We start from the raw sequence: 24,361 nt of genomic DNA, 5'->3' as shown, positions 1-24,361 counted from the left end.
GCGACGGCCGGGGGGAACAGCATGTCGGGATCGACCGGACACGGGCGCCTGCCCCGATCGGCCGCGCGCTGGACCGGCGTGCTGCACGCCCTCGCCGTCACGGCGCTGCTGGCGCTGCCGGCCGGGGCCCAGACACCGCCCCCGCGTGCCGCGCAGAAGGCCGCCCTCAAGGCCAATCCGGCTGTGGCCCCGAAGAGCTTCCAGCGCGAGGATCTCGCCAGCGACGGCGTGCGCCTCGAAGCCGCCCTGAAGGGCGAGGCGGGTGCGGCCGCCACCAGACCCGCCGCCAAGGCGCGGGCCGAGGGCGAGGCCCTGATCGCGGCCGAGAAGCCGGCCGAGGCCCTCAAGCCCCTCGCCCTCGCGGTGGCGGCCGAGCCCGCCGAGCCCGCGAACTGGCTCGCCTATGCCCGCGCGGCGAGCGCGGTCGGCAACGACGGCCAGGCGGGTGACTATGCGGGCCGCCTTCGCCTGCGCCGCAACGCGCGGGCCGCCGCCTACCAGGGCTACCTGCGGGCGAGCGGGGCCGCCGCCGAGGCGGGGGCGCTCGCCGGCCTCGGCGCGGTCTACGCCGCCGAATCCGAATGGCGCCCGGCGCTGGAGGCCTACCGTGCCAGCCTCGCGCTCTCCGACGACGCGGAAGTCCGCGAAACCTACGAGTCCCTGCGCGCCGAGCACGGCTTCCGCATCCTCAACTACACCGTCGATTCCGATGCCGCCGCGCCGCGCCTCTGCTTCCAGTTCTCGGAAGGGGTCGCGGCCCGGACCGACTTCACGCCCTTCATCGCGGTCTCGGGCGCGGCCAACGCCGCCGTCACGGCCAGCGGCCAGCAGGTCTGCGTCGACGGCCTGAAGCACGGGGAGCGCTACGCCTTCGTGGTGCGCTCCGGGCTGCCGTCCGCCGCCGGGGAGACCCTCCTCAAGGCCGCCGATTACGAGGTCTATGTCCGCGACCGCTCCCCCCAGGTGCGCTTCACGGGCCGCAACTACGTCCTGCCCCGCACCGGACAGGCCGGCGTGCCCCTCGTCTCGGTGAACGCGGCCCAGCTCGACGTGGAGGTCCTGCGCGTCGGCGACCGGGGGCTGCTGCCGGCCCTGCGCAGCGAGGAGTTCCTGTCCCAGCTCAACGGCGCCACCGCCCGCACCCTCGCGGACCAGAAGGGCATCCGCGTCTGGAAGGGCGTGCTCGAGACGGCCAAGGCCGAGCTGAACCAGGAGGCGGTGACCGCCTTCCCCGTGCTCCAGGCCGTGGGCAAGCTGGAGCCCGGCCTCTACATCATGATGGCCCAGCCCGGTGGCGCCCCCGCATCCCCGGACGAGGAGGGCGGCTACGAGGCCCGGGCCACGCAATGGTTCGTGGTCTCGGACCTCGGGCTCACCGCCTTCAAGGGCCGCGACGGGGTCCACGTCTTCGCCCGGTCGCTCGCCTCGGCCGAGGTGGTGAGCGGCGCCGAGATCCGGCTGGTGGCGCGCAACAACGAGGTGCTGGCGACCGCCAGGACGGACCGCCAGGGTCACGTCGCCTTCGCGCCCGGCCTCGCGCGCGGGGAGGGCGGGGCGGCCCCCGGCCTCGTGGTGGCGCAGGCGGGCGACGATTACGGCTTCCTCGACCTCAACCAGTCGGCCTTCGACCTCACCGATCGCGGCGTGAAGGGCCGGCCCCAGCCCGGCGCCGTGGAGGCCTACCTGTTCCCCGAGCGCGGGGTCTACCGTTCGGGCGAGACCGTGAACCTCACGGGTCTGGTCCGCGACGCGGCCGGGATCGCGGTGCCGGATGTGCCGCTCACCCTCGTGGTCCGGCGCCCCGACGGCGTCGAGTACCGCCGGGCGCAGGTCCCCGATGCGGGGCTCGGCGGGCGCGCCCTCGCGCTGCCCCTGATGCCGGGCGCCCCCCACGGCACCTGGCGCGTCGCGGCCCATACCGACCCGAAGGCCCCCGCCATCGGCGAGGCGAGCTTCCTCGTGGAGGATTACGTCCCCGAGCGCCTCGACGTCACCCTGTCGAGCGCCGCGCCGACGCTGACGAAGGGCGCGCCCGCCACGATCGACGTCGCCGCGCGCTACCTTTACGGCGCGCCGGGCGCCGGGCTGGAGGTCTCCGGGACCGTGCTGGTGCAGCAGGCCGCCGGCAGCGGCATCAAGGGCCTGGAGGGCTTCTCCATCGGCCTCGACGACGAGCGCGTGGAGGCCTCCTCGACGGAGATCGAGGCCCGGGCCACCACCGATGCGGCCGGCAAGGCCAGGCTCGTGGTGCCGGTTCAGGCCCTCAGCGCGCCGCGCCCCACCGAAGCGAAGATCACCCTGCAGGTCGGCGAACCCGGCGGGCGGGCGCTCAGCCGCAGCCTCACCCTGCCGATCCTGCCGGACGCCCCCGTGCTCGCCATCCGCAAGGGCTTTGCCGGCGACCTCACGGAGGGCGGCGTGGCCGGCTTCGACGTGGTGATGGCGGCCCCCGACGGGCAGCGCCTCGCGCAAGGGGGCGTCGGCTGGACGCTCCAGCGCGTCGAGAAGACCTATCAATGGTACCGCGAGGGCGGGCGCTGGTCCTTCGAGCCGGTGACGAGCACCCGCCGGGTCGCCGACGGCCGCCTCGACCTCACCCCCGAGGCCCCCGGCCGCGTCAGCGCCACGGTGAGCTACGGCACCTACCGGCTGGAGGCGAGCCTGCCCGGCCGCCCGGCCGCCAGCGCGAGCGTGACCTTCACGGTGGGCTGGGGCGGAGCCGAGACGGCGGACGTGCCGGACCTGCTGGACCTGCGCCTCGACAAGGGGGCCTACGCCGCCGGCGAGACCCTGCGGGCCCGCCTGCAACCGCGCTTCAAGGGGCAGGCGACGCTCGCCGTGGTCAGCGACAAGCTGCACACCCTGCTCACCGTGGACGTGCCGGCGGCCGGCACCACCGTGGAGATCCCCGTCAAGGCGGAATGGGGCTCGGGCGCCTACCTCGTGGCCACCGCCTACCGGCCCCTCGACCAGGCCGCCAAGCGCTTGCCCGGCCGCGCCCTCGGGCTCGCCTGGTTCGGCATCGACCGGGACAGCCGCACCCTCGGCGTGACGCTGGAGGCGCCGGCCAAGGTCCGCCCGCGCGAGACCCTGACCCTGCCGATCCGCCTCGCCGGCCTGACCTCCGGCGAGGAGGCGCGGGTCAGCGTGGCGCTGGTGGATGTCGGCATCCTCAATCTCACCCGCTACGAGGCGCCGAACCCCTTCGGCTACTTCTTCGGGCAGAAGGCGCTCGGCCCCGAGATCCGCGACCTCTACGGATACCTCATCGACGGGATGCAGGGCACGCTCGGGGCCATCCGCTCCGGCGGCGACGGGGGCGCGGCGGAGCTTGCCGATTCGCCCCCGACCCAGGCGCCGCTGGCGCTCTATTCGGGACCGGTCACGGTCGGGCCGGACGGCCGGGCCAGCGTGAGCTTCCCGCTTCCGGCCTTCAACGGCACGGGGCGGGTCATGGTCACCGCCTGGAGCCGGGCGAAGGTGGGCGCGGCCCAGGCGGACGTGGTCATCCGCGATCCCGTGGTGCTGACCGGCACCCTGCCGCGCTTCCTCAATGTCGGGGACCGCTCGCGCTTCCACGTCGCCATCGACAACGTCGAGGGGCAGGCCGGCGACTACACGGTGGACCTCGACCTCAAGGGGCCGGTCCTCGTCGGCGCCGAGGCCGTGCACAGGACCCTGCGGCTGGAGGCGGGCGCCAAGGGCTCCCTCGTCATCCCCATCACCGCCGCCGGGCCGGGCCCGACGCGGATCGACCTGACCCTGAGCGGACCCGGCCTGCCCGAGGGCGTCGGCCAGAGCTTCGCCCTGACCATCGCGCCCGGCACCGGCGCTCTGGCGCGCCGCTCCGTGCAGACCCTCGAGCCCGGCGCCGGCCTGACGCTGTCGGGCGAACTCCTGGCCGACATCCTGCCCGGCACCGGCACGGTCTCGCTCTCCGCCTCGAATCTGGCCGGCATCGACGTGCCGGCCCTGCTCCAGGCGCTGGACCGCTACCCCTACGGCTGCACCGAGCAGACGGTCAGCCGGGCGCTGCCGCTCCTCTACGTCGACCGCCTCGCGGCGCGCGGTCAGCCCGGATTCGGTAAGTCGGGGCTCGACGCGCTCGGCCTCGACGAGAAGCCCGACGAGCGCGTGCGCCAGGCCATCGAGCGCGTGCTCGCCCGCCAGAATTCGGCCGGCGATTTCGGCCTCTGGTCCACGGACGGGCAGAGCGACACCTGGCTCAACGCCTACGTGGCCGATTTCCTCACCCGCGCCCGCGAGCGCGGGTTCGCCGTGCCCCAGACCGCCTTCGCCAGCGCCCTCGACCGCCTGCGCAACGCGGTGGCCAACACCACCGAGGTCGGGGAGGGCGGCATGGACATCGCCTACGCGGCCTATGTGCTGGCCCGCAACGGCCGCCCGGTGATGGGCGACCTGCGCTACCTCGCCGACACCAAGCTCGCGGCCTTCGCGACCCCGCTGGCGCGCGGGCAGATCGCGGCGGCCCTCGCCCTGCTCGGCGACCGGGGCCGGGCGGCGAAGGCCTTCGCCTCCGCGATGGCGGGCTTCCGGGAGGCGGCCTCCACCACGCCGGCCTACCGGGCGGATTACGGCTCGCGCCTGCGCGACGGGGCCGGCCTCCTGGCCCTCGCCGCCGAGACCGGGCTCGCCCGCGACAGCGTACAGCCGCTCGCCGCCCTCATCGCGGCCGAGCGCGCCGCCGGACGGCCGACCAGCACCCAGGAGGACGCCTGGATGGTGCTCGCCGCCGAGGGGTTGAGCGCCGAATCCGACGCCCTGCGCTTCACCCTCGACGGCAAGCCGGAGCAAGGCGCCCTGGCCCGCAGCTACCGCGCCGCCGCCCTCGCGGACCGGCCGGTGACGCTCGCGAATGCCGGCGCCCAGCCCGTGCAGGCGGTGGTCAGCGTGAGCGGCAACCCCATCGCGCCGGAGCCGGCGGAGGCCCGGGGCTACACGATCGAGCGGCGCTATCACCGCCTCGACGGCTCGCCGGTCGACCTCGCGCAGGGGATCCGCCAGAACGACCGCCTCGTGGTGGTGCTCACCGTGACGGAAGCCAAGGCCAGCGCCGGCCGTCTCCTCCTCGTGGACCGCCTGCCCGCCGGCCTGGAGATCGACAACCCGAAGCTCCTCGACGCCGACGCGCTCACGGGGCTGGCCTTCGCCAAGTCGGACGTGGCCCCGGTCCATACGGAGTTCCGCGACGACCGCTTCGTGGCGGCCTACGAGCGCAGCCCCGAGCAATCGGCCTTCTTCCGGGTGGCCTACACCGTGCGAGCGGTCTCGCCCGGCACCTACGTCCACCCGGCCGCCACCATCGAGGACATGTACCGGCCGGAGCGGTTCGGGCGCACGGGGTTCGGCGCGATGACGGTGAGCGCGAAGTAGGCCCGTGCGGAGGCGGTGGGCCGTGGCTGAGGTGCGCATCGCCCCGCCCTCCACCGTGAGGTATCGGCTTCGCACGCATCGCAGGACCCGCGGGTCCCCTCTCCCGGAAGGCACGGTGATCGCAGATATCACCACGCCGTCATGCCCGGGTGCCGCTGCGCGGCCCCGGGATGACGGGGTGCTGAAAGGCGGGTTTCAACCAGCGGATCCGTCTCCGCCATCGCCCTGCCTGGACGGAGAGGGACAGGGTGAGGTGCGTGGCTTCTCCGGAGATGGACCACACCTCACCCCAGCCCTCTCCTTGCAGGAAAGGGAGCTCGGTGGTGCTTCACGTCCACGCTCGGATGCCGCCGGCACGCGATCCTGCACGCGAGACCACTCCGGTCCGGAAACGGGACGTCCGATACGCCACCGAGGCGGGGACGGTCTTCGGCGCCTCACGTTCGTGGCGCTGGCGGTCGTCGGTCTCGGTGGCTTCGCCCTCTGGCGCTTCGTCGCGACCCTCCCGCCCCTCGACCTGACCCAGGCCGGGCTCCGCTCCACCGTGGTGCTAGACCGGGAGGCGCGGCTGCTGCGCCCCTTCGCCACCGCCGACGGGCGCTGGCGCCTGCCGGTCGCGGGCGCCCAGGTCGATCCGCGCTTCCGCGCCATGCTCACGGCCTACGAGGACCGGCGCTTTGCCGATCATCCGGGCATCGACCCGGCCGCCAGCCTGCGGGCCGCCGGGCAATGGCTGGCGGCCGGGCGCATCGTGTCGGGCGGCTCGACCCTGTCGATGCAGGTGGCCCGCCTCGTGGAGCCCCGGGCCGAGCGCTCGCTCGCCGCCAAGCTGCGCCAGATGGTGCGGGCGGTGCAGCTGGAGCGGCGCCTTGGCAAGGACGGGGTGCTCGACCTCTACCTCGCCCTCGCGCCCTATGGCGGCCCGGTGGAGGGGGTGCGGGCGGCGAGCCTCGCCTATTTCGGGCGCGAACCCGCCCGGCTCTCCTTCGCCGAGAGCGCGCTCCTCGTCGCCCTGCCGCAGGCGCCCGAGGCGCGGCGTCCGGACCGCTTCCCCCAGGCGGCACGGCGCGCCCGCGACCGGGTCCTCGCCATCGCGGCGGCGCAGGGCGTGATCACGGCGGCGGAGGCCGAGGCCGCCCGCGCCGAGCCGGTGCCGACCCGGCGAAAGCCCTTCCCGATGCTGGCCGCCCATGCGGCCGAGGCCGCACACGCCGCCGACCCGACCGCGCAGGTCATCCGCCTCACCCTCGACGGGCGCCTGCAGGCGAGCCTGGAGGCCCTGGCCACGGAGCGCGCCGCCGCGCTGGGGCCCGGCATCTCGGCGGCGATCCTGGCGCTCGACAACCGCACCGGCGCGGTCCTGGCCCAGGTCGGCAGCCCCGGCTACCTCGATGCGACCCGCGCGGGGGCCATCGACATGACCGGCGCGATCCGCTCGCCGGGCTCCGCGCTCAAGCCCTTCATCTACGCGCTGGCCTTCGAGACGGGGCTCGCCCATCCCGAGACCCAGCTCGACGACCGGCCAGTGCGCTTCCCCGGCTACGCGCCCGAGAACTTCGACCTCGGCTACCAGGGCACGGTGACGGCGCGGCGCGCGCTGCAGCTCTCGCTCAACGTGCCGGCGGTGGACCTGCTGGAGTCGGTGGGAGCGGCCCGCTTCATCGCGCGCCTGCGGGCGGCGGGCGCGCGCATCGACCTGCCCCGCGACACCGCCCCGGGCCTGCCGGTGGCGCTCGGCGGCCTCGGCATCACGCTCACCGACCTCGCCCGCCTGTTCGCGGGGCTGGCCCGGCAGGGGCTCGTGCCGAGCCTGACGCGTCGCATCGGTGACGGGCCGCAGCCCGGGGCCGCGCCGGAGGCCCGCGTCACGGAGGCCGTCGCCGCCTGGTACGTCGCCGACACCCTGCGGGGCGCGCCCCCGCCGGACAACGCCCTCGCCGGCCGGATCGCCTACAAGACCGGCACCTCCTACGGCTACCGGGACGCCCTGGCGGTAGGGTTCGACCGGCGCGTCACAATCGCGGTCTGGGTCGGGCGGCCGGACGGCAACGCGGTGCCGGGCCTCGTCGGCCGGGTGGTCGCCGCCCCCATCCTGTTCGACGCCTTCGCGCGCTTCGGGGGCGAGCCCGACCCCGTGCCGATGCCCCGCGAGGCGCTGGTGACCACCACCGCCGGCCTGCCGCCCCCCTTGCGCCACATCCGCCGCGACATTCCGAAGACCCTGTCGGCGGCGCTCGGGGCCCCCCTGCGGATCGCCTACCCGCCGGACGGCGCCCGCATCGATCTCGGCCTCTCGGACGCGGAGCCGGTGCCCGCCGCGAGCCTCGCCCTCAAGGCGCTCGGCGGCGTGCCGCCCCTGACCTGGATGGTGGACGGCCTGCCGGTGGCCGACAGCCCCCGCCGGCAATCGGCCTGGGCGCCGGAAGGGGCCGGCTTCGCCCGCATCTCCGTGATGGACGCGACGGGCGCCAGCGACAGCGTCCGGGTGCGGATCGAGTGAGGGCGCTTCAGGCCGTCCGCAGTGCGAGTTCGCCCGCCGGAGCGATGTGCAGCACGTGCGGGCGCTCGGGCAGCACGTCCCAGATCCGCGCCTCGGCGTAGCGCAGCAGCACCGTGCCGTCGGGGCCGGGCCCGTGGAAGCACTGCTCCAGGGCGAGCACCAGGGTCGGACGGGGCGGGTGCGGGCGAAGGCCCGCGTCGATCGCCAGGGTGACGGCGTCGGCGGCCATCTCGGGGAAGGTCGCGAAGGCCCGGACCAGGGCCTCGATCTCGCCGCCGTCGAGGGCGAGGAGGAGACAGAGCCGGGGCACGTGGGTCGGGCAGGCGGCCACGGACACGTCGCGCCGCAGGGTCAGGCCGAAGCGGGTGGAGCCCTCCGCCGGGCAGGCCCAGCGATGGGCCTCGCGCACCCCCTGCAGGGGCACCCATTCCGCCGGTTCGGCGCTGGAGGGAACCGCGATCCGGCCCTCCGCCCGCCCGTCCACGCGGTAATGCAGCAGCGGGTTCACCCCGGCGACACCGATATCCGGGTAGCGGGCGAGATACATCCGGGTGCTGAACCCGGGATGGGGGTCGAGCCCGGCCCTGGCCCCCACCCGCAGGTAGTGGCGTACCGGGTCGAGGCGGGTCGGGCCGCTCTGGCGCCGGTAGAAGGCGGTGTCGAAATCGGCGCTCGGGTCGCGGCCCTGCGCCGCCCCGCGCCGGACATAGTGCAGGAACGGATCGAGCCCCGAGCGGGCCACCTCCGGCTCGGCCGCCTCGTAATAGGCGGCATCGAACAGGCGGGGCACGCGGCCGAGGGTGAGCCGGCGATAGGCGGAGCTGGCCAGGCGCACGGCCCGGGTGAGGAGCGGGTTCGTCATGAGAACATCGGGGCCTCGCAGAGCCCGCGCAGGACCGCGCGGTAGGCGTCCGCGTCGCATTCGCGGGCGACCGCGGCGAGGCCGGCACGCTGCACCCGCGTCCAGGCTGCCTCGTCCGCGTGGAGCCCTGCCAGGGCCTGCGCGAAGCCGTGCGGGTCGCGCCAATCATGGATCCGGTAGCCGGTGCCGTCGGGCCAGCCCATCTGCCCGGCCAGGATCGGCGTGACCACGCCCGGCACGCCCCGCGTGACGGTCTCGAGCACCTTGTGCGGGATGCCGGCGGCGAAGCGCGTCGGGGCGAGGGCGACGCGGGCGCCGTCGAGGGCGGGCCCGACGTCGTCCACCCGGCCGAGCACCGAGACGCCGGGCCGGGCCAGCCGCTCGGCGATGGAGGGCGCGACCGTGCCGATCACGGTCAGGTGCGCGTCGGGCAGGGCGGCGCGCAAGGCCTCCCAGGCCTCCTCGAAGAACCAGTCGAGGGAATCGATGTTGGGCTCCCCCTCGCGGGCGAGCGAGCCGATGAAGACGAAGCCCCGGCGGCTCCGGAAGCCCGGCGGGTCGGCCTGGACGGCCTGGACGTGGCCGAGCACCACGGGGTCCGCCACCCCGGCCCGGCGCAGCAGGCGGGCATCGGCCTGCGAGACGCAGACCACGTGGTCCGCTCCTGCCACCAGTTCCACTTCCGGCGCGGTCGCCCGGGCGAGGGCCGGCCCCGGCGCCGGCCGGCCCGTCAGGGCGTCGACCACGAAGTCGCGCAGGCCCCAGAGGGATTCCGAATCGAACACCACGCGGGAGCGGCCCACGTCGCGGGGGCTCAGGCCGAGGTCGCGCAGCACCTCGCAGACCATGCGGATATGCGGCGGGCGGCTGACCCAGAGCACGTCGTAGAACCCGGCCCGCTCGGTGACGAGGCGGCGGAACCCCTCCCGCCCGCAGGGTTCGACCACCTCGATCCGGCTCGAGAGGTCGCGGTAGGTGGCCGCCGGCTCCTCGCGCTCGCCGTAGACGGAGCAGAGCGTCACCGCGTAGCCGAGCTCCGCCATGGCGTTGAGGATCGTGTTGGCGCGCGGCAGCCCCGCGCCGAGGTCCTGGTGCGGCGCGCGGTCGTCCACGTAGAGCACCCGCAGCGCGAAGGGGGCGTCGTCGCGGGGGGCGAACCCCGTGCGCGCCGGCCCCTGCGCGAACAGCCACGCCCCGTGCCGCTCGCGGAAGCGCGCCCGGTTGCGGTCGAGCAGCACCTCCACGTCGGCGCGCCGGACGCTGGTGGCGTTCTCCACGTGGATCGCGAGGGCGCGGGGCTGGTAGACCACCCGCCGCCCGGCCTGCTGGCAGCGCAGGCAGAGGTCGGTATCCTCGAAATAGGCCGGCGCGAAGAGGTCGTCGAAGCCGCCGAGGTCCCGGAACAGCCCGGCCTCGATCATCAGCACCGCCCCGGAGACGTAGCCGACGTCGCGGGCGTAGGAGGCTTCCGGCGCGAAGGGGTCGAGCCCGCCCCGGCCGTGGGGATGGGTGAGCTGCGGGTCGTCCTGGAAGCCGGCGCCCGCCTCCTGCAGGATGCCGCCGGGAAACACGAGGCGCGCGCCCGCGATCCCGACATCCGCCTCCGCGAAGGGCGCCACCAGGGCGCCGAGCGCCCCGGGCATCAGGTCCACGTCGGGGTTGAGGAACAGGATGTGGCGCCCGCGCGCCTCGGCCGCGCCCTGGTTGCAGGCCGGGCCGAAGCCCGCATTCTCCGCGTTGCGCAGGATGCGCGCCCCGTCGATCCGGTCGAACAGCGTCGCGGTCTCCGGGTCGGAGGCGTTGTCGACCAGGATCAGCTCGAAGGTCGCGCCCGCGAAGGCCTGCTGCGCGGCGAGCTTGGTCAGGGTCCAGGCGAGGAGGTGGCGCGCGCCGCGCGCGACCATCACGACGGAGACCGCCGGCTCGGCCTCCGGGCGGAACGCGATGCGGACATCGTTGAGGAACAGCGCGTTCCAGATCAGCGCAGCCTCGACCAGGGCCGCTTTGCGGCCGGAGGGAGCGTCGAGGATGTCGGGGGCGGCCATCATGGCAGCTGGCTCATGGCAGGTAGTTCATGGCAGGCGGTTCATGGCAGGTGGTCCTTCCACGGCGGCGCCTCGGGGGCCAGCGTGATCCGGCCGACGAGGTCGTCGTGCAGGAGCAGGATCGTGGCCGGCCCGTCCTGCGCGCCGAGGCCCGCGAGCGTGAGGCAGGCCGGGGCGGCGGGCAGGTCGGCACGCCGGGTCGCGTAGGCCAGGGCCGGGGCGGCGTTCAGGAGCGCGACCCGCTCCAGGGTGAGCGCCCGGCCCGGCGGCCCGGCGAGGAAGGCGGCGCACGGATGCCGCCCCGTCGCGAGATGGCGCGGCAGCGACAGGGCGAGGATCGCCCCGGTCCCGGTGAACCCGACACGGTGCGCCCGCGCCTCCCAATCCGCCGCGATGCCGGACAGGTGCGTCGCCAGTTCGGCGCGGAAGGCGGCGGACAGGCGCGGGTCGCGCACCCATTCGGGCGCGAGCGCCAGATCAAGCCCGGCCAGGCCCGTCTCGGGGAGCGTCCCGCTTCGGCCGCGACCGGCCTTGGCGAACCAGCGCCGCCGCAGGGGCGAATAGGGTCCGGCGCCCGGCGGTGGCCCGCGCTCCGTCGCGACGAGGCGGCCGAGATCGGGATCCGCGCTCAGGTTCGAGAGCAGCGAGGTCTCGCAGGTCAGGGTGCCGCCCGCGAGGGTGATGGTGTCCGAGGAGATTTCGGCGGGCGGGGCCGCCTCGGCGCGGGGATCGGCGGACGCGGGATCTCCGGTCCGCGCGCGGATCAGCGCGAGCAGGTCGGCATCCGCGGCCTCGGCCCGCGCGTCGTAGGCGGAGAAGAGGTCGGCGCAGGCCCGGGTCAGGCGCGCGAGGGCCTCGGGATCGGCCGCGAGGGCCAGCACCTGCGCCTTCACCTGCGTGACCGTGGCGGCGCGATGGGCCGGGACGACGGGGTCGAACCCCTCGAAGCCCAGCGCCGTGCCCACCACCGGCTTTCCGAAGGACAGCGCCTCGGCGACCTTCATCTTCAGGCCGCTGCCCATCAGCATCGGCGCGACCACGAGATCGACCCCGTCGTAGAAGTCCTCCAGCCGGGGCAGGTAGCCGGCGAGCCTGACGCCCGGGCCGGCCGCGTTCCCGAGGCTGGCGCAGAGCTCGCCCGCGATCACGAGTTCGGGCCGGTCCGGCGTCCAGTCCTCGGCCCAGGCGGCGGCGAACCGGGTGATCGAGACCCGGTTCGGGTCGTTGCCGTGGCCGATGAAGCCGATGCGGGCGAGCCGCGCCGGGGCCGCGAAGGGGCGATGCGCGGGAAAGCGCGGCGGCAGCAGGTGGACGCGTCGGTCGGTGAGGCCGCGGAAATACGCCGCCTCCTCCGACTGGATCGCCAGGACGATGTCGGCCCGGGCGAGACCCGCCGCCTCGCCGGCCCGGTCGGTGTAGAAGAAGTTCGGCGCGGCCCGGAACGGGCGGTACTGGTGCTGCCGGTCGGCGAAGCGGTCGTGGGTGTCGATGAGCTTCAGGGTGCCGGGCGGCGCCGCGTCGAGGGCGCGCGACAGGAACACGTAGTTCACCAGGATCGCGCGGGTCTCGGGGTAGGCGCGCCCGTACCAGGCGACGAAATCCCCCACCGCGTCCGGGCACCAGTCGTCGATGCCGAAGCAGCGGGCCGGGGTGGTGAGCGGGATGGCGGCGGGCGGCTCGATCCGGAAGGTGTGGCGGAACAGGGCCGCCGCCGCGGCCTCGTCAACGGGCGGGTGCTGGCCGTGGCGCCGGTAGATCTGGTCCTCGTGCGCGTAGGTGGCGAGATCGACCGCGAAGCCCCCGCGCTGGAGGGCGGCGCAGGTGGCGAGCAGCCGGCGGCGATTGCCGGCGCTGGTGGGGAAGGCCGGCATCGGCGCGACCACGAGGATCGCGGGCCGGCTCATCGGCGGGTCCCCGCGCGCAGGGCGGAAGCGCGAAGGCCGCCGGTCTCGAGGAGGAGGGCGGCGTGCACGGCACCGTCGCGCGGGCGGCCCCAGGCGGGCGCCAGGGCGAGGGTCATCTCCGGCGCCGGACCGAAGCGCAGCTCGGCCCGCGCCACGCGGGTGCAGCTCCAGGTGGTCCCGGCCCGCACCAGCAGGTAGTTCGGCACCGTGGATCCGGTGAGGGTGGCCTGGGCGTCGCTGTCCCGCGCCAGGGTGAGGCGCGGGGCCGAGTCCGGCACCGGCGCCTCCGCGATCGGCGGGGCCAGCAGGGGGAACAGCGTCGCCAGGGCATCGAGGGTGCCGGGCGTCACCGCCGCCAGCACCGCGCCCCCGAGGGCGGCGCGCTCCGGCGCCGTCAGGTCTACGACGGGGCGGGGGCGGGGGCAGGCCAGGGCGGAATCGCGAAAATGCGTCTCCAGGATCAGCGTCCCGCCCTGCGCGAGGCGATCCTCGGGATCGTGCAGGACGAGGAGGCCGGCGGGGTCGGGATCGGCCGCCCCGAAGCCGGTGAACGCCCAGGTCAGCAGGCGCACGCCGCCCGGCGCGGCGATCCCCAGGGGGATCGGCAGGTCGCTGGCCACCGGATAGCGGCAGACCAGCACGCCGTGGCCGGCCGCGAACAGGCGGGCCGCGATCGGAGCGTGCGCTTCAGGGATGTCTGTCATACGGCCTTTGCGCGGGGACGAGCTTGGCGCGGGGACTGTCTTGGCGCGGGGACGGGCGGTCGGGGCGGCCCCGCTCACGGGACCGCGTGGGACGAGGGGCGGTCAGCCGGCCCGCTGCGCCCCGAACGCCGCCAGGATGCGGGCCCAGGAGCGGGTGCCCTTGTGGAAGCTCGTGAGGTCGTACTTCTCGTTGGGCGAATGGATGCGGTCATCGTCGAGGCCGAAGCCGATGAGGAGCGTGTTGCGGTCGAGGAGCCGTTTGAAGTCACCGACGATCGGGATCGAGCCACCGGCCCCGATGGTCACGGCCGGCACGCCCCATTCCTCGGCCAGCGCCGCGCGGGCGGTCTCGAGTTCCGGCATGTCGAAGGGCAGGCTGATGGCGCGGCTGCCCTTGTAGCAGATCACCTCCACCGAGCAGTCGGCGGGGATTCTTTCGCGCACGAAGGCCTCGAAGGTCTTTGCGAGCTGCTCGGGGTCCTGATCGTCCACGAGGCGGAACGAGACCTTGGCGCTGGCCTGGCCGGCGATCACCGTCTTGGTGCCCTCGCCGGTATAGCCGCCGATGATGCCGTTGACGTCGCAGGCGGGGCGCGACTGGATCAGCTCGATGAGCATGCGGCCGCGCTCGCCGGCCGGCTCCGACAGGCCGATGGGACCGAGGAACGTCTCCGCCGTGAAGTCGAGGCCGCGCCACTGCTCCAGCACCTCCGGCGGCGTCTCGCGCACGCCCTCGTAGAAGCCCGGCAGCGCCACCCGGCCGTCGGCATCGTGCAGGTCGGCGATGATCTTCGACAGGACGTGGATCGGGTTGCGCGCGGCACCGCCGAAGAAGCCCGAATGCAGGTCGCGGTCGGCGCAGGTCACCTTGACCTCGAAATAGGCCAGCCCCCGCAGCGAGGTGGTGATCGCCGGGGTGGTCGGGTTCCACATGCTGGTGTCGCAGACGAGCACGATGTTGGCGGCGAGTTTCTCGCGGTTGGCCGCGACCCATTCGGGCAGCCCCTGCGAGCCGTTCTCCTCCGCCCCCTCGATCAGGATGGTGACGCCGCAGGGCAATTCGCCCTCCATCGCCTTGAAGGCCCGGCAGGCCTCGATGAAGGTCATCACCTGGCCCTTGTCGTCCGAGGCGCCGCGCCCGACAATCTTCCGCTCGCCCTTGGCGTTCAGCGCGAGGCGCGGCTCGAAGGGCGGCGTCTCCCAGAGATTCAGCGGGTCCACCGGCTGCACGTCGTAATGCCCGTAGAACAGCACGTGCGGGGTGCCGGGCTTGGGGGCATGGGCCAGCACCACCGGGTGCAGCGAGGTCTCGTGGATCGCCGTCTCGAAACCGAGCGCCGTCAGGGTGCCCTCCAGCCATTCGGCGGCCACGCGGCACTGGGGCGCGAAGGCCGGATCGGTCGAGATCGAGGGGATGCGCAGGAAGGCGAAGAGCCGCTCCAGGGCGTTGTCGAGGTCGCGGTCGATGTCGTTGAGAACGGGGGCGAGCGCGGTCATCGGGCGTCCTGGGTGAGGGCGGGCGTATCGGGTTAGCGCAAGCGCCGGGCGGCAAGCAACCGTCCGCAAGCCAGCGTTGGCAAGCAACCGCCTGCCCGAGAGGCATCGCCCGGCCAGGAACCGGGACGGCGCGCGGGTCCCGCCGCGTGCATCCGCGAACGGCCTCGTGTTCCGGTGCCTGCACCCTCAGCGGGAACACCAGCTTTTTGGAACTGTTATCGAGTGGACCGGCCGGGGGCGGAAGTTTTTCCCCGCCACGCCCCTTGCGCCCCGCCTCGAAAACCAACGCCGTCGCGCCGCGCGCGACCCGGAAAGCCACGGATACCGCCATGCTCATCGAAAGCGGTTCGCCGGATGCGGCGAACACCATCGGCATCAGCCTGACCATCAATGGCGAGACCCGTGCGCTCCAGGTCGCGCCCTGGACCACGCTCCTCGACCTGCTGCGTGAGGACCTCGACCTCACCGGCACCAAGAAGGGCTGCGACCACGGCCAGTGCGGCGCCTGCACGGTGCTGGTGAACGGCACCCGCATCAATTCCTGCCTGACGCTCGCGGTGATGAAGGACGGGGCCAGCATCACCACCGTCGAGGGGCTGGCCGGCGCGGATGGCATGCACCCGCTCCAGGCCGCCTTCGTGGAGCACGACGCCTTCCAGTGCGGCTACTGCACCCCAGGCCAGATCTGCTCGGCGGTCGGCATGCTGTCCGAGGGCCACGCCCATTCGCGGGAAGAGATCCGCGAGGCGATGAGCGGCAACATCTGCCGCTGCGGCGCCTACACCAACATCGTCGACGCCATCGAGGACGTGATGCACGCGGGAGCCGGCCGATGAACCGCTTCGACTACGTCCGCCCGACCACCGTGGACGAGGCCGTGCGCGCCGTCGCCTCGGGCGCCAACGCCCGCTTCATCGCGGGCGGCACCAACCTCGTCGACCTGATGAAGTACAATGTCGAGCGCCCCGAGCGCCTCGTCGACATCACCCGCCTGCCCCTCGACCGGATCGAGGAACGCGACGGCGGCCTCAGCCTCGGCGCCCTGGTGACGAATTCCACGGTGGCCTACGACGCGCGGGTGACGGCGCGCTATCCGCTCCTGTCGAGTGCGATCCTGGCCGGGGCCTCGGGGCAACTGCGCAACGCCGCCACCACCGGCGGCAACCTGCTCCAGCGCACCCGCTGCTACTATTTCTACGACGACGCCACGCCCTGCAACAAGCGCGAGCCCGGCTCCGGCTGCGCCGCCATCGGCGGGGTCAACCGCATCCACGCGATCTTCGGGACGAGCCCGTCCTGCATCGCCACCCACCCGTCCGACATGTGCGTGGCGCTCGCCGCCCTGGAGGCGACGGTCCGCGTCACGGGTCCGGCGGGCGAGCGCGCCATCCCGTTCGCCGACTTCCACCGGCTGCCGGGCGATGCGCCCGAGCGGGACACCACCCTGAGCCCCGACGAGATCGTACTCTCGGTCGATCTGCCCGACGAGGATTTCGGCGCGCACAACACCTACCTGAAGCTGCGCGACCGGCTCTCCTATGCCTTCGCGCTGGTCTCGGTGGCGGCGGTGATGCGGCTCGACGGCGACACCATCCGGACCGCCCGCTTCGCGCTCGGCGGCGTCGCCCACAAGCCCTGGCGCAATGCGCAGGCCGAGGCCTTCCTCGTCGGCAAGCCCGCCACGCGGGAGACCTTCGCGGCGGCCGCCGATATCGTCGTGGCCGAGGCACAACCCCAGTCCGAGAACGGCTTCAAGATCGAGCTCGCGCGGCGCGCCATCATCCGCGGCCTCGCCCAGGCTGCCGCTGGCACGCCCCAGTCGCAGACCGACAAGCGCATCGCCTGAAGGAACCCCCATGGCCAACACCATCAGTCTCTCGGGCACCGACACCTACGTGGGCACGGCGCTGAGCCGCGTCGACGGCCCCGCCAAGGTCACGGGCCAGGCGAAGTACGCGGGCGAGTTCGCCGCCCCCGACCTGACCCACGGCTACGTGGTCTCGAGCGGCATCGCGCGCGGGCGCATCCTGTCGATCGACACGGCGGCCGCCGAGGCGGTGCCGGGCGTCCTCAAGGTCTTCACCCACGAGAACCGGCCGCGCACGGCCTGGCTCGACTACAATTACCAGGATCAGGTCGCGCCCCCCGGCTCGCCCTTCCGGCCGCTCTACGACGACCGGATCCATTACAGCGGCCAGCCCGTGGCCCTGGTGGTGGCGGAGGATTTCGACACGGCGCGCCACGCCGCCTCCCTGGTCAAGCTGACCTACGAGGCCGATGCGCCGACCACCGATGTGCGGACCCTGGAGGACACGGCATACGTGCCGCCGAAGAAGCGCGCCGGCATCAAGCCTCCGCCGGAGCCCTGGGGCGATGCCGCCGGCGCCTACGCGGCCGCCCCGGTCCAGCTCACCAACCGCTACCACATGGCGGCCGAGCACCATAACCCGATGGAGCCCCACGCCTCGACCGTGGTCTGGGAAGGTGGCGGCAAGCTCACGGTCTACGACAAGATCCAGGGCGTCTCGAACAGCCTCGGCTACATCACCGGCGTGTTCGGGATGAAGAAAGACGACGTCCACGTCCTCAACCCGTATCTCGGCGGCGGCTTCGGCTCGGGGCTGCGCCCGCAATACCAGCTCTTCCTCGCCGTGATGGCGGCGCGCGAGCTGGAGCGCTCGGTGCGGGTGACCCTGACCCGCGACCAGATGTTCACCTTCGGCTACCGCCCCGACGTGCACCAGACCATCGCGCTGGGTGCCGGCCCGGACGGCGACCTGCACTCCGTCCGCCACGAGGCGATCTCCGGAACCTCGCATTTCGAGGATTACCAGGAGGTCGTCGTGAACTGGTCGGGCATCCTCTACGACTGCCCGAACGTCGCGCTCGATTACCGGCTCGCCAAGATCGACACCTACACGCCCTCCGACATGCGGGCCCCCGGCGCGGTCACGGGCGTGTTCGCCCTCGAGATCGCGATGGACGAACTCGCCCACGCGACCGGGCAGGACCCGATCGACCTGCGCCTGAAGAACTACGCCGAGAAGGACCTGACGCAGGACAAGCCGTTCAGCTCCAAGTCCCTGCGGGCCGCCTACTCGCAGGGGGCCGAGCGCTTCGGCTGGTCGGCCCGCAACCCGGAGCCGCGCTCCATGAGGCAAGGCCGCGAACTCGTCGGCTGGGGCATGGCCACCGGCATCTGGGAGGCCCTGATGCAGCAGTCGAGCGCCCAGGCGACGCTCACCGCCGACGGCAAGCTCTTGGTCGGCAACCAGACCGGCGACATCGGCACCGGCACCTACACCATCCTGACGCAGATCGCGGCGGATGCCCTGGGCCTCAGGATCGAGGACGTGACGACGAAGCTCGGCGACTCGAAGCTCGCCGACGCGCCCATCGCCGGCGGCTCGTGGACGGCGGCCTCCTCCGGCACGGCGGTGATGAAGGCGTGCCGCGAGATCGCCGCGCAGGTCTTCACCCTGGCGCGCGGCCTCGACGATTCGCCCCTCGCCAACGTGGATTTCGAGCGCGCGGTGTTCGGGCAAGGCCGCATCTCGGTGGCGGGCGACTCCGCCCGCAGCATCGCCATCTCCGAGGTGATGCAGAAGGCCGGGATGGACCGGATCGAGGCCACGGGCTCGGCCGGACCCGATTCCAACCACTCCCAGGAGTTTGCCGGCTACACGCATTCGGCGATCTTCGCCGAGGTGAAGGTCGACGAGGAACTCGGGGTGGTGCGCGTCACCCGCATCGTCTCGGCGATCGCGGCGGGCAAGATCCTCAACACCAAGACGGCCCGCAGCCAGATCCTCGGCGGCGTCGTGATGGGCATCGGCTCGGCCCTGGAGGAGGAGTCGATGCTCGACCACACCATCGGCCGGTTCATGAACCACAATCTCGGCGAGTATCACGTGCCCGTGCATGCCGACATCCACGACATCGAGGTGATCTTCGTGGACGAGGAGGACAAGGCCAATCCGATGGGCGTGAAGGGCCTGGGCGAGATCGGCATCGTCGGCACGGCGGCGGCGGTGGCCAACGCGGTCTTCCACGCCACCGGCAAGCGCATCCGCGACCTGCCGATCACCATCGACAAAATCATCGGCTGAGTTCGACGCTCTGACCTTCGACATGCGAGAGCCGCGCGCCCCGGGCGCGCGGCTCTCGTGCGTTCGTCCCTCAGCGCGTGGCGCGGCCGAACAGGTTCTCGGCGAAGCTCGGGCCGGCATCGCCGCGCCCGCCCGCCACGACGACGAGGCGCCGGACCTCCCCGCGCAGGAACGCCTGCAGGAAGCGGGGATACTCCCTGAACACCACGCAGCCGTTCGAGGCGCCGCTCGGGCCGAGCATGTAGGTGTGCGCCAGGATGCCGTCGCGGCCGTGGATCGCGGCGCTGCCGCCCACCGGGTTGAGCCGGATCGCCCGCACCCCGTGGAACAGGGCCTCGCGCTCGGTCAGGTCGTAGGTGCCCGGCGGCGTCGCTCCGCGCATCCGGCGGTGGACGTGGCGCGGATTGTCCTGGGCCTCGCCGAGCCCGGAATGGGCTTCGAGGCGCTCGCCGCTCGGCAGGGTCACGGTCTGGGCGGTGATGTCGTAGACGGCCGTTCCGGCGCCCACGGCCGGCGCGCGCTCCAGCGCCCGGCGCGGGCCCGGATCGAGGCTCGGATCCGCCGAGGCGTAGGCGAGGGTGGTGCGCGGGGCCGCCGGCTCCGGCTCGGGGCGTGCGCCGAACACCGTGTCGAAGAAGGAACGCTCGGCCTCCGCCGCGGCCTCGACCCGGGCCGTCTGCGTGCGCCGCGCCGCCAGCGAGCGCAGGGCCGGGGCCGCGCGCAGGGCGAGGCGCGGCGACTCGGCCTGGGCCACGAGGCCGGCCGGGCGCGGGACGGGCAGGGGGATGCGCTGGGCGACCCGCTCCGGGACGGTCATGCGCGGGCCCGGCTCGGCGCGCGGCGGTGTGACGACGGCCAGGGTCGTCGGCGGGGTGATGGCGGGCGCCAGGGGACGTACCAGGGCGGCGCTGAGCGGCACGGCCTGTCCGAGCCCGCGCGCCGCCGTGCCGAGAGCCGGGGTCGGGTCGAGCATCCAGGCATGGGGGCCGGGCGCGGCCGGAAGCTGGGGGCCGGGCGTGGCCGGAACTTGGGGGCCGGGCACGGCCGCAGCCCGGATGGCGTGGCCCGGTCCGCCGGGGACGGTCCCGTCCGGCCCGGCCAGCTGCGGGAAGACGGCGCAGAGGAGCGCCACGGCGGAGGTCCGGAGCAGAACCTGCCCGCGCGGCGGGCGACGGCGGCGGAGGCGGCGACCGGATGGGAACACGGCGTCGTTCATGCGGGCGGTACTCGGATACGCGGTTCCCGCCCAGGCACCGGTCCGGTTGCACGCGCCTCAAGGAGAGGTGAAGCGCAGGCTCCGAATGGCCGAAGGTGCCCGTTAAGAGAACGTCAACCTTAACTTCCCTGATTCAGCCTGAACTTGGTTAATTCCCGCTAAATCGCGCCGCATCTTTTTGACAAACCCTCCAACCATCCCGGTAATACCCGGATTGCCACGGCCCCGGGGTCTGGCACGGCGGATGGTCTTTCCCGCCGGGCGAACCCCTGTGGGTTTCGGGCGTCAGCGCTCGCCGTATCGGGGGCAGGGAGAACGTCGCGGGATGGGATTCCTCATCGTCTTCCTCGGGGCCGGGCTCGGCGGCATGGCCCGGCACGGCGTCGGGCTCGCGGCCCTGCGCTACGGCGCGACCTTTCCCTACGGCACGATGGGCATCAACATCCTCGGATCGATCCTGATGGGCGTGCTCGCCGGCTGGTACGCCATGCGCGGCGGAAGCCAGCCCGTGCGCCTGTTCCTCGCCACCGGCCTGCTCGGGGGCTTCACCACCTTCTCGTCCTACGCCCTCGAGGGCGTCCTCCTCCTCGAGCGGGGCGAGGTCGGAGCGGCGCTGATCTACATCCTCGGCTCGGTGGTGCTGGGGCTCGCCGGCCTGCTCATGGGTCTGATGCTGATGCGGATCGTCCTCTGACGTCCGCCGGGGGAGGGCCGGGATTCGGGATCCTGACCGCGGCCCTCTCGGCGACCCCGATCGCGCCCGAGCGCCCGCCCGCGGGCTGAGGCCCGGCGATAACCCGGCCCGGATCCTGGTCTTTTTCGACAACAGTGGAATTCTTCCAAATCGAATGCAGCGCGTTTCTGCCAGAACGCGAAATTACATCTGTTCCAATGTTTCGGATACTGCTTGCCAAGCAGGGGATAACCTTTCAAACACTCTCCTCACGGGGCCGAGGGACGGTTTTCGGAGGGCGGCATGATGGAACGCACGCTGGATTGGGTGCGCGGTTGCGTGCGGATCGCATGGTGGGACGGCTCCGCCGTCGACCTGCGCCTGCACCGGCTGACGGATTTCATCGACGCGCTGGCCGGCATGCCGGAGGCCGAACCGTCCCTCGTTCCCGCCCATTGGCGTGAGCGCCTGGGCGCGGGCCCGGGCGACCGGGCTGGAGAGCGGGCATGAGCATCCACGACCGCCGCGACGCTTCCGCCGCGCATTCCACCCCCTCCTGCCACGAGACGTCCTCCCCCGAGGGCCAGCTCGACGAGGCCCTGCGCCGGGCCTTCTGGCAGAGCCTGAACCGGGCGCCGCTGCCGGCCATGGCGGCGCTGGAGGTGGCCGCCCGCGTGGTCGGGTCCCTCTACCGGCAGGTGGCCCAGGCGCATGAGGGGCCCAACGGCTGCCGCTGCGGCTGGGAGCCGGATCCCGATTGCGACCTCATCGTGCTGGAGGCCAACCTGGCCGCCGCCCTGATGCAGCCGCCCGAGCCGGACCTCGCCCGGATGGCGGTCCTCGGCAGCGCCTGAAACGCGCGCCGGCGGTTACGATTCCCTCACACTCCCGGGCGGATCATGAGGACGCGCGCCGCAGGACCGGCCGCGTCCACCGGGCCGGGAGTGATGAGATGGACGGGTTCTATCGCGGCATCGAGACGTCCCTGCTCGCGTTCAGCCTCGCCCTCGGGCTCGGGGCCTTCGTGTTCTCCGACCGTGCGGCGCCTCAGCCGGCGGTGATGCAGATGGCGGTGACGCTGCCGATGCTCAGCGTCACCGCGACCCCCTGAGGTCGGGGCGCAGCGCGGTCCCGCCACCATCAAGGTTTTGTGCAAGGTTTTCTGATGTTGCGGGCACCCGACCTGCAACCCTTCGCGCGTCCCGCGACTTAACTGTCCAGACAGCAACGCTCGCCGTTGCGCAATCCAGACAACGTTGAGGGCACGTCCGGCGACGGATGTGCGAGCGGGAACTTGTTTCAGATGGCGAAAGCACGTCACGCGTCCGCGCTCGCGGGCGCCTTTCTTCTGATCGGCCTCGGCGGCGCCGAGGCGGCTCCGGCTCCCGGCAAGGTGTCCGAGCCGACCCCGGCGGTGACGCCGGTGGCGGCGGTGACGGAAGCCGAGGACGACGCGACCACTTGCAGCCGTGCGCGCCGGCGGCTCTGGGTCGAGGGCGAAGGCTGGATCGTGCGCCGGGTCACCACCTGCCGCTGAGGCGCGGGTGCACCTTCAAGACCCGAACAAGGTCGACCGACCCTGCCGCGAGGCAGGGTTTGTCATGTGTGGCTTCCGCCAAGTGCAGGCGGCGCAGGGCCCGCCGAGGTGGATGCCCGAACGGCCCTAAGCAGTCTTCGACGCTGGAATCCGGCGCGGTTTCTGGAACGACGGAGCCGAGCCCCGGTTCACAGGGTTCGACCCCAGCCGGAGTTCAGCCCCGCATGGCCTTTCCCGCGACAAGATCGTTTCGTGCCTCGCATCCGCTCCGCGGCTGCGTCGCCCTGAGCCTCGCCCTGATCGCGGGCCTCGCCGGGGCGGCCCAGGCGCAGCCCGTCTTCGAGGGCGACGCCGACGGCTATGCGGGCCCCCTGATCCACGGCGCGTATGTCGGCGCGCCCTTCACGCGCGTGCCCCGGCCCAGCGAACTGGTTCCGAGCGCCTGGGGCTACGGCACCTACGGCATCCCGACGGTGGCGGGTATCCGCAGCGCCCCGGCCGGCATCCCGACGGTCTACGTCATCGAGACCCCGCCGGCGCGCGCGACCCGGACGCTCGCTCCCGCACGTCGTCTGGCGCGACCACGCATCCTGTCCCGGAGCCGCGACGTGCGCTGGTCGCGCGCACGCGAGGCCGCCCCGGCGGCCCCGGCGCAGGCGGGCGGCGCCCGCGTCCTCTCGGAGCAGGCCGGCGGCGCCCGCGTCGTCAGGGTCGGGGTTCCCCAGCGCCAGGCGACCCTGCGCTGAGGCACGGCCCGCGCCGTCTTGAGACGCCCTTAATCTGTTGGTGCGATTTTCGTCCGACGTGAAGGTTAAAACTGCTCGGGCGGTCCATGCATATCGTTCTCGTCGACACCAGCCGCGTCGTTCTCAAGATGATCGCGGCGCTGCTCGAGCCGAACGGTCACACGGTGACGGCCTTCACCGACTCGGCCGAGGCCCTCGACTATGTCGAGAACACCGCCTCGGTCCGGGTTCTGATCACGAGCCTCGAGGTCCGGCCCCTGGGCGGCCTCGAGTTGTGCTGGTCGGCCCGGCTGCTGGCGGAAGCCAACCGCCCCCTCTACGTCATCACCATGTCCTCCGCCCGCAATGCCCGAAACCTCGCCGAGGCCCTCGACAGCGGCGCCGACGACTTCATCGAGAAGCCGCCGGGACCGGAGGAGCTGCATGCCCGCCTGCGGGCGGCCGAGCGCCTGACCACGATGCAGGGCGAACTGATCCGCCTCGCCGAGACGGATTCCCTCACCGGGCTGCTCAACCGGCGCGCCTTTCTCCAGAAATCCCGCGACGCCGCCGACCGCGTCGGCGATCACGGGCGCATGTCGGCCATCCTCATCGACATCGATCACTTCAAGGGCATCAACGACGAGTACGGCCACGATGTTGGCGATGCCGCCATCCAGGCGGTCTGTCGCGAGCTCGTCGTGGAGGGCATCGTCGGCCGCCTCGGGGGCGAGGAGTTCGGGATCGTGCTGCCGCACCGGACCGGCGCCGATGCCGAGGGGGTGGCGACCCGCCTGCGCCGCGCCACGGAAGCCCTGCGCATCCGGGGTGGCCGCGTGCCGATCCGCCTCACCTGCAGCTTCGGCGTGAGCGAGTGGACGGAGGGCGACACCGTCGAGGGCCTGCTCAAGCGTGCCGACATCGCCCTCTACGAGGCCAAGACCACCGGGCGCAACCGCGTGGTGAGCGCGGCCTCCGACCTCGTCCTGGCCCGCGCCGGCTGAAGCCCGGACCGATGCGCGCGACGACGGGGTCGCGGCGTCCGGGGGCGTCCCGATTCGAGGGTTCACCGGCCGGCCAACCTGTGCCGTGGTGGAACGGGCCTTCGTCCCACATCCGGCAAGTTCGGTGAAATGATCGCGCGATCCGGCGCGGCTCGACTACTGAGACCCTGAATCCAGCCCAATCCAGCCGG

The 24,361-nt window shown here is 73.2% G+C and carries 18 protein-coding genes; 12 read left to right on the top strand and 6 right to left on the bottom strand.

The genetic code is table 11. The features are described from left to right. Window positions 1-21 precede the first annotated feature (21 nt). Window positions 22-5,394, top strand: a complete 5,373-nt coding sequence (locus tag OF380_RS07350; RefSeq protein WP_264050124.1) for an alpha-2-macroglobulin family protein — start codon at window positions 22-24, stop codon at window positions 5,392-5,394. A gap of 445 nt (window positions 5,395-5,839) precedes the next feature. Further along, window positions 5,840-7,894: a penicillin-binding protein 1C gene (gene pbpC / locus OF380_RS07345; RefSeq protein ID WP_264050123.1), complete on the top strand. Its 2,055-nt coding sequence runs from the start codon at window positions 5,840-5,842 to the stop codon at window positions 7,892-7,894. Window positions 7,895-7,901: 7 nt separating this feature from the next. Here pbpC and OF380_RS07340 read toward each other — a convergent pair whose 3' ends face one another. The 5 genes from OF380_RS07340 to OF380_RS07320 all read right to left on the bottom strand — a co-directional run bounded on the left by OF380_RS07340 (window position 7,902) and on the right by OF380_RS07320 (window position 14,906). After that, window positions 7,902-8,756 carry a hypothetical protein gene (locus tag OF380_RS07340; RefSeq protein ID WP_264050122.1) on the bottom strand — a complete coding sequence of 285 codons (855 nt, stop codon included), beginning with the start codon at window positions 8,754-8,756 and terminating at the stop codon, window positions 7,902-7,904. Then, on the bottom strand, window positions 8,753-10,804 hold the full coding sequence (locus OF380_RS07335) for a glycosyltransferase (protein ID WP_264050121.1): 2,052 nt from the start codon (window positions 10,802-10,804) through the stop codon (window positions 8,753-8,755). Before OF380_RS07335 ends, OF380_RS07340 begins: the two co-directional genes overlap by 4 nt. A 38-nt stretch (window positions 10,805-10,842) precedes the next feature. After that, window positions 10,843-12,705, bottom strand: a complete 1,863-nt coding sequence (locus OF380_RS07330; RefSeq protein ID WP_264050120.1) for a glycosyltransferase — start codon at window positions 12,703-12,705, stop codon at window positions 10,843-10,845. Then, window positions 12,702-13,409 carry a hypothetical protein gene (locus OF380_RS07325; protein WP_264050119.1) on the bottom strand — a complete coding sequence of 236 codons (708 nt, stop codon included), beginning with the start codon at window positions 13,407-13,409 and terminating at the stop codon, window positions 12,702-12,704. The genes OF380_RS07330 and OF380_RS07325 overlap by 4 nt, the downstream gene beginning before the upstream one ends. 102 nt (window positions 13,410-13,511) lie before the next feature. Beyond that, complete coding sequence (locus OF380_RS07320) at window positions 13,512-14,906, bottom strand: M20/M25/M40 family metallo-hydrolase (protein ID WP_264050117.1); 1,395 nt, start codon at window positions 14,904-14,906, stop codon at window positions 13,512-13,514. Between the two features lie 329 nt (window positions 14,907-15,235). Between OF380_RS07320 and OF380_RS07315 the strand changes: the two genes are divergently transcribed. Genes OF380_RS07315 through OF380_RS07305 form a run of 3 tightly spaced genes read left to right on the top strand, consistent with a single transcriptional unit; the run spans window position 15,236 to window position 19,015 of the window. Then, window positions 15,236-15,742, top strand: coding sequence for a (2Fe-2S)-binding protein (locus OF380_RS07315; RefSeq protein ID WP_264050115.1), 507 nt, complete (start codon window positions 15,236-15,238; stop codon window positions 15,740-15,742). Beyond that, complete coding sequence (locus OF380_RS07310; RefSeq protein ID WP_264050114.1) at window positions 15,739-16,752, top strand: FAD binding domain-containing protein; 1,014 nt, start codon at window positions 15,739-15,741, stop codon at window positions 16,750-16,752. Before OF380_RS07315 ends, OF380_RS07310 begins: the two co-directional genes overlap by 4 nt. 10 nt (window positions 16,753-16,762) lie before the next feature. Continuing rightward, window positions 16,763-19,015, top strand: a complete 2,253-nt coding sequence (locus OF380_RS07305) for a xanthine dehydrogenase family protein molybdopterin-binding subunit (RefSeq protein ID WP_264050113.1) — start codon at window positions 16,763-16,765, stop codon at window positions 19,013-19,015. A 70-nt stretch (window positions 19,016-19,085) separates the two neighbouring features. Here the strand turns inward: OF380_RS07305 and OF380_RS07300 are convergent, their stop codons facing one another. Continuing rightward, complete coding sequence (locus OF380_RS07300; RefSeq protein ID WP_264050112.1) at window positions 19,086-20,231, bottom strand: tlde1 domain-containing protein; 1,146 nt, start codon at window positions 20,229-20,231, stop codon at window positions 19,086-19,088. Window positions 20,232-20,556: 325 nt separating this feature from the next. Here OF380_RS07300 and crcB point away from each other — a divergent pair, with 325 nt between their 5' ends. From crcB to OF380_RS07265, 7 genes are all read left to right on the top strand, one after another. Beyond that, a complete protein-coding gene (crcB, locus tag OF380_RS07295; protein WP_264050111.1) occupies window positions 20,557-20,925 on the top strand; it encodes a fluoride efflux transporter CrcB in 369 nt (122 codons plus the stop codon). A 282-nt stretch (window positions 20,926-21,207) separates the two neighbouring features. Then, complete coding sequence (locus tag OF380_RS07290; protein WP_264050110.1) at window positions 21,208-21,414, top strand: hypothetical protein; 207 nt, start codon at window positions 21,208-21,210, stop codon at window positions 21,412-21,414. After that, window positions 21,411-21,758: a hypothetical protein gene (locus tag OF380_RS07285; protein ID WP_264050109.1), complete on the top strand. Its 348-nt coding sequence runs from the start codon at window positions 21,411-21,413 to the stop codon at window positions 21,756-21,758. The genes OF380_RS07290 and OF380_RS07285 overlap by 4 nt, the downstream gene beginning before the upstream one ends. A gap of 98 nt (window positions 21,759-21,856) precedes the next feature. After that, window positions 21,857-22,015, top strand: a complete 159-nt coding sequence (locus tag OF380_RS07280; protein WP_264050108.1) for a hypothetical protein — start codon at window positions 21,857-21,859, stop codon at window positions 22,013-22,015. Window positions 22,016-22,207: 192 nt separating this feature from the next. After that, window positions 22,208-22,441, top strand: a complete 234-nt coding sequence (locus OF380_RS07275) for a hypothetical protein (RefSeq protein ID WP_264050107.1) — start codon at window positions 22,208-22,210, stop codon at window positions 22,439-22,441. Between the two features lie 224 nt (window positions 22,442-22,665). Beyond that, window positions 22,666-23,187 (top strand): hypothetical protein, encoded by a 522-nt coding sequence (locus tag OF380_RS07270; RefSeq protein WP_264050105.1) that lies wholly within the window; start codon window positions 22,666-22,668, stop codon window positions 23,185-23,187. Window positions 23,188-23,273: 86 nt separating this feature from the next. Further along, the gene (locus OF380_RS07265; RefSeq protein WP_264050104.1) at window positions 23,274-24,170 is read left to right on the top strand and encodes a diguanylate cyclase domain-containing protein; all 897 of its coding nucleotides are present in this window, start codon (window positions 23,274-23,276) and stop codon (window positions 24,168-24,170) included. Window positions 24,171-24,361: the final 191 nt, after the last annotated feature.

Source organism: Methylobacterium sp. FF17 (assembly GCF_025813715.1).
In the GTDB taxonomy this organism is placed as follows: Bacteria; Pseudomonadota; Alphaproteobacteria; order Rhizobiales; family Beijerinckiaceae; genus Methylobacterium; species Methylobacterium flocculans.
The sequence above is the reverse complement of the archived record's forward strand: the minus strand, read 5'-3'. Positions and strand labels throughout refer to the sequence as shown.

What these genes read in the sequence shown, in the direction of transcription:
- OF380_RS07350 (WP_264050124.1), top strand. Translation starts at nt 22, where the DNA reads ATGTCGGGATCGACCGGACACGGGCGCCTGCCCCGATCGGCCGCGCGC.
- OF380_RS07340 (WP_264050122.1), bottom strand. Translation starts at nt 8,756, where the DNA reads ATGACGAACCCGCTCCTCACCCGGGCCGTGCGCCTGGCCAGCTCCGCC.
- OF380_RS07335 (WP_264050121.1), bottom strand. Translation starts at nt 10,804, where the DNA reads ATGATGGCCGCCCCCGACATCCTCGACGCTCCCTCCGGCCGCAAAGCG.
- OF380_RS07330 (WP_264050120.1), bottom strand. Translation starts at nt 12,705, where the DNA reads ATGAGCCGGCCCGCGATCCTCGTGGTCGCGCCGATGCCGGCCTTCCCC.
- OF380_RS07325 (WP_264050119.1), bottom strand. Translation starts at nt 13,409, where the DNA reads ATGACAGACATCCCTGAAGCGCACGCTCCGATCGCGGCCCGCCTGTTC.
- OF380_RS07320 (WP_264050117.1), bottom strand. Translation starts at nt 14,906, where the DNA reads ATGACCGCGCTCGCCCCCGTTCTCAACGACATCGACCGCGACCTCGAC.
- OF380_RS07315 (WP_264050115.1), top strand. Translation starts at nt 15,236, where the DNA reads ATGCTCATCGAAAGCGGTTCGCCGGATGCGGCGAACACCATCGGCATC.
- OF380_RS07310 (WP_264050114.1), top strand. Translation starts at nt 15,739, where the DNA reads ATGAACCGCTTCGACTACGTCCGCCCGACCACCGTGGACGAGGCCGTG.
- OF380_RS07305 (WP_264050113.1), top strand. Translation starts at nt 16,763, where the DNA reads ATGGCCAACACCATCAGTCTCTCGGGCACCGACACCTACGTGGGCACG.
- OF380_RS07300 (WP_264050112.1), bottom strand. Translation starts at nt 20,231, where the DNA reads ATGAACGACGCCGTGTTCCCATCCGGTCGCCGCCTCCGCCGCCGTCGC.
- crcB (WP_264050111.1), top strand. Translation starts at nt 20,557, where the DNA reads ATGGGATTCCTCATCGTCTTCCTCGGGGCCGGGCTCGGCGGCATGGCC.
- OF380_RS07290 (WP_264050110.1), top strand. Translation starts at nt 21,208, where the DNA reads ATGATGGAACGCACGCTGGATTGGGTGCGCGGTTGCGTGCGGATCGCA.
- OF380_RS07285 (WP_264050109.1), top strand. Translation starts at nt 21,411, where the DNA reads ATGAGCATCCACGACCGCCGCGACGCTTCCGCCGCGCATTCCACCCCC.
- OF380_RS07280 (WP_264050108.1), top strand. Translation starts at nt 21,857, where the DNA reads ATGGACGGGTTCTATCGCGGCATCGAGACGTCCCTGCTCGCGTTCAGC.
- OF380_RS07275 (WP_264050107.1), top strand. Translation starts at nt 22,208, where the DNA reads ATGGCGAAAGCACGTCACGCGTCCGCGCTCGCGGGCGCCTTTCTTCTG.
- OF380_RS07270 (WP_264050105.1), top strand. Translation starts at nt 22,666, where the DNA reads ATGGCCTTTCCCGCGACAAGATCGTTTCGTGCCTCGCATCCGCTCCGC.
- OF380_RS07265 (WP_264050104.1), top strand. Translation starts at nt 23,274, where the DNA reads ATGCATATCGTTCTCGTCGACACCAGCCGCGTCGTTCTCAAGATGATC.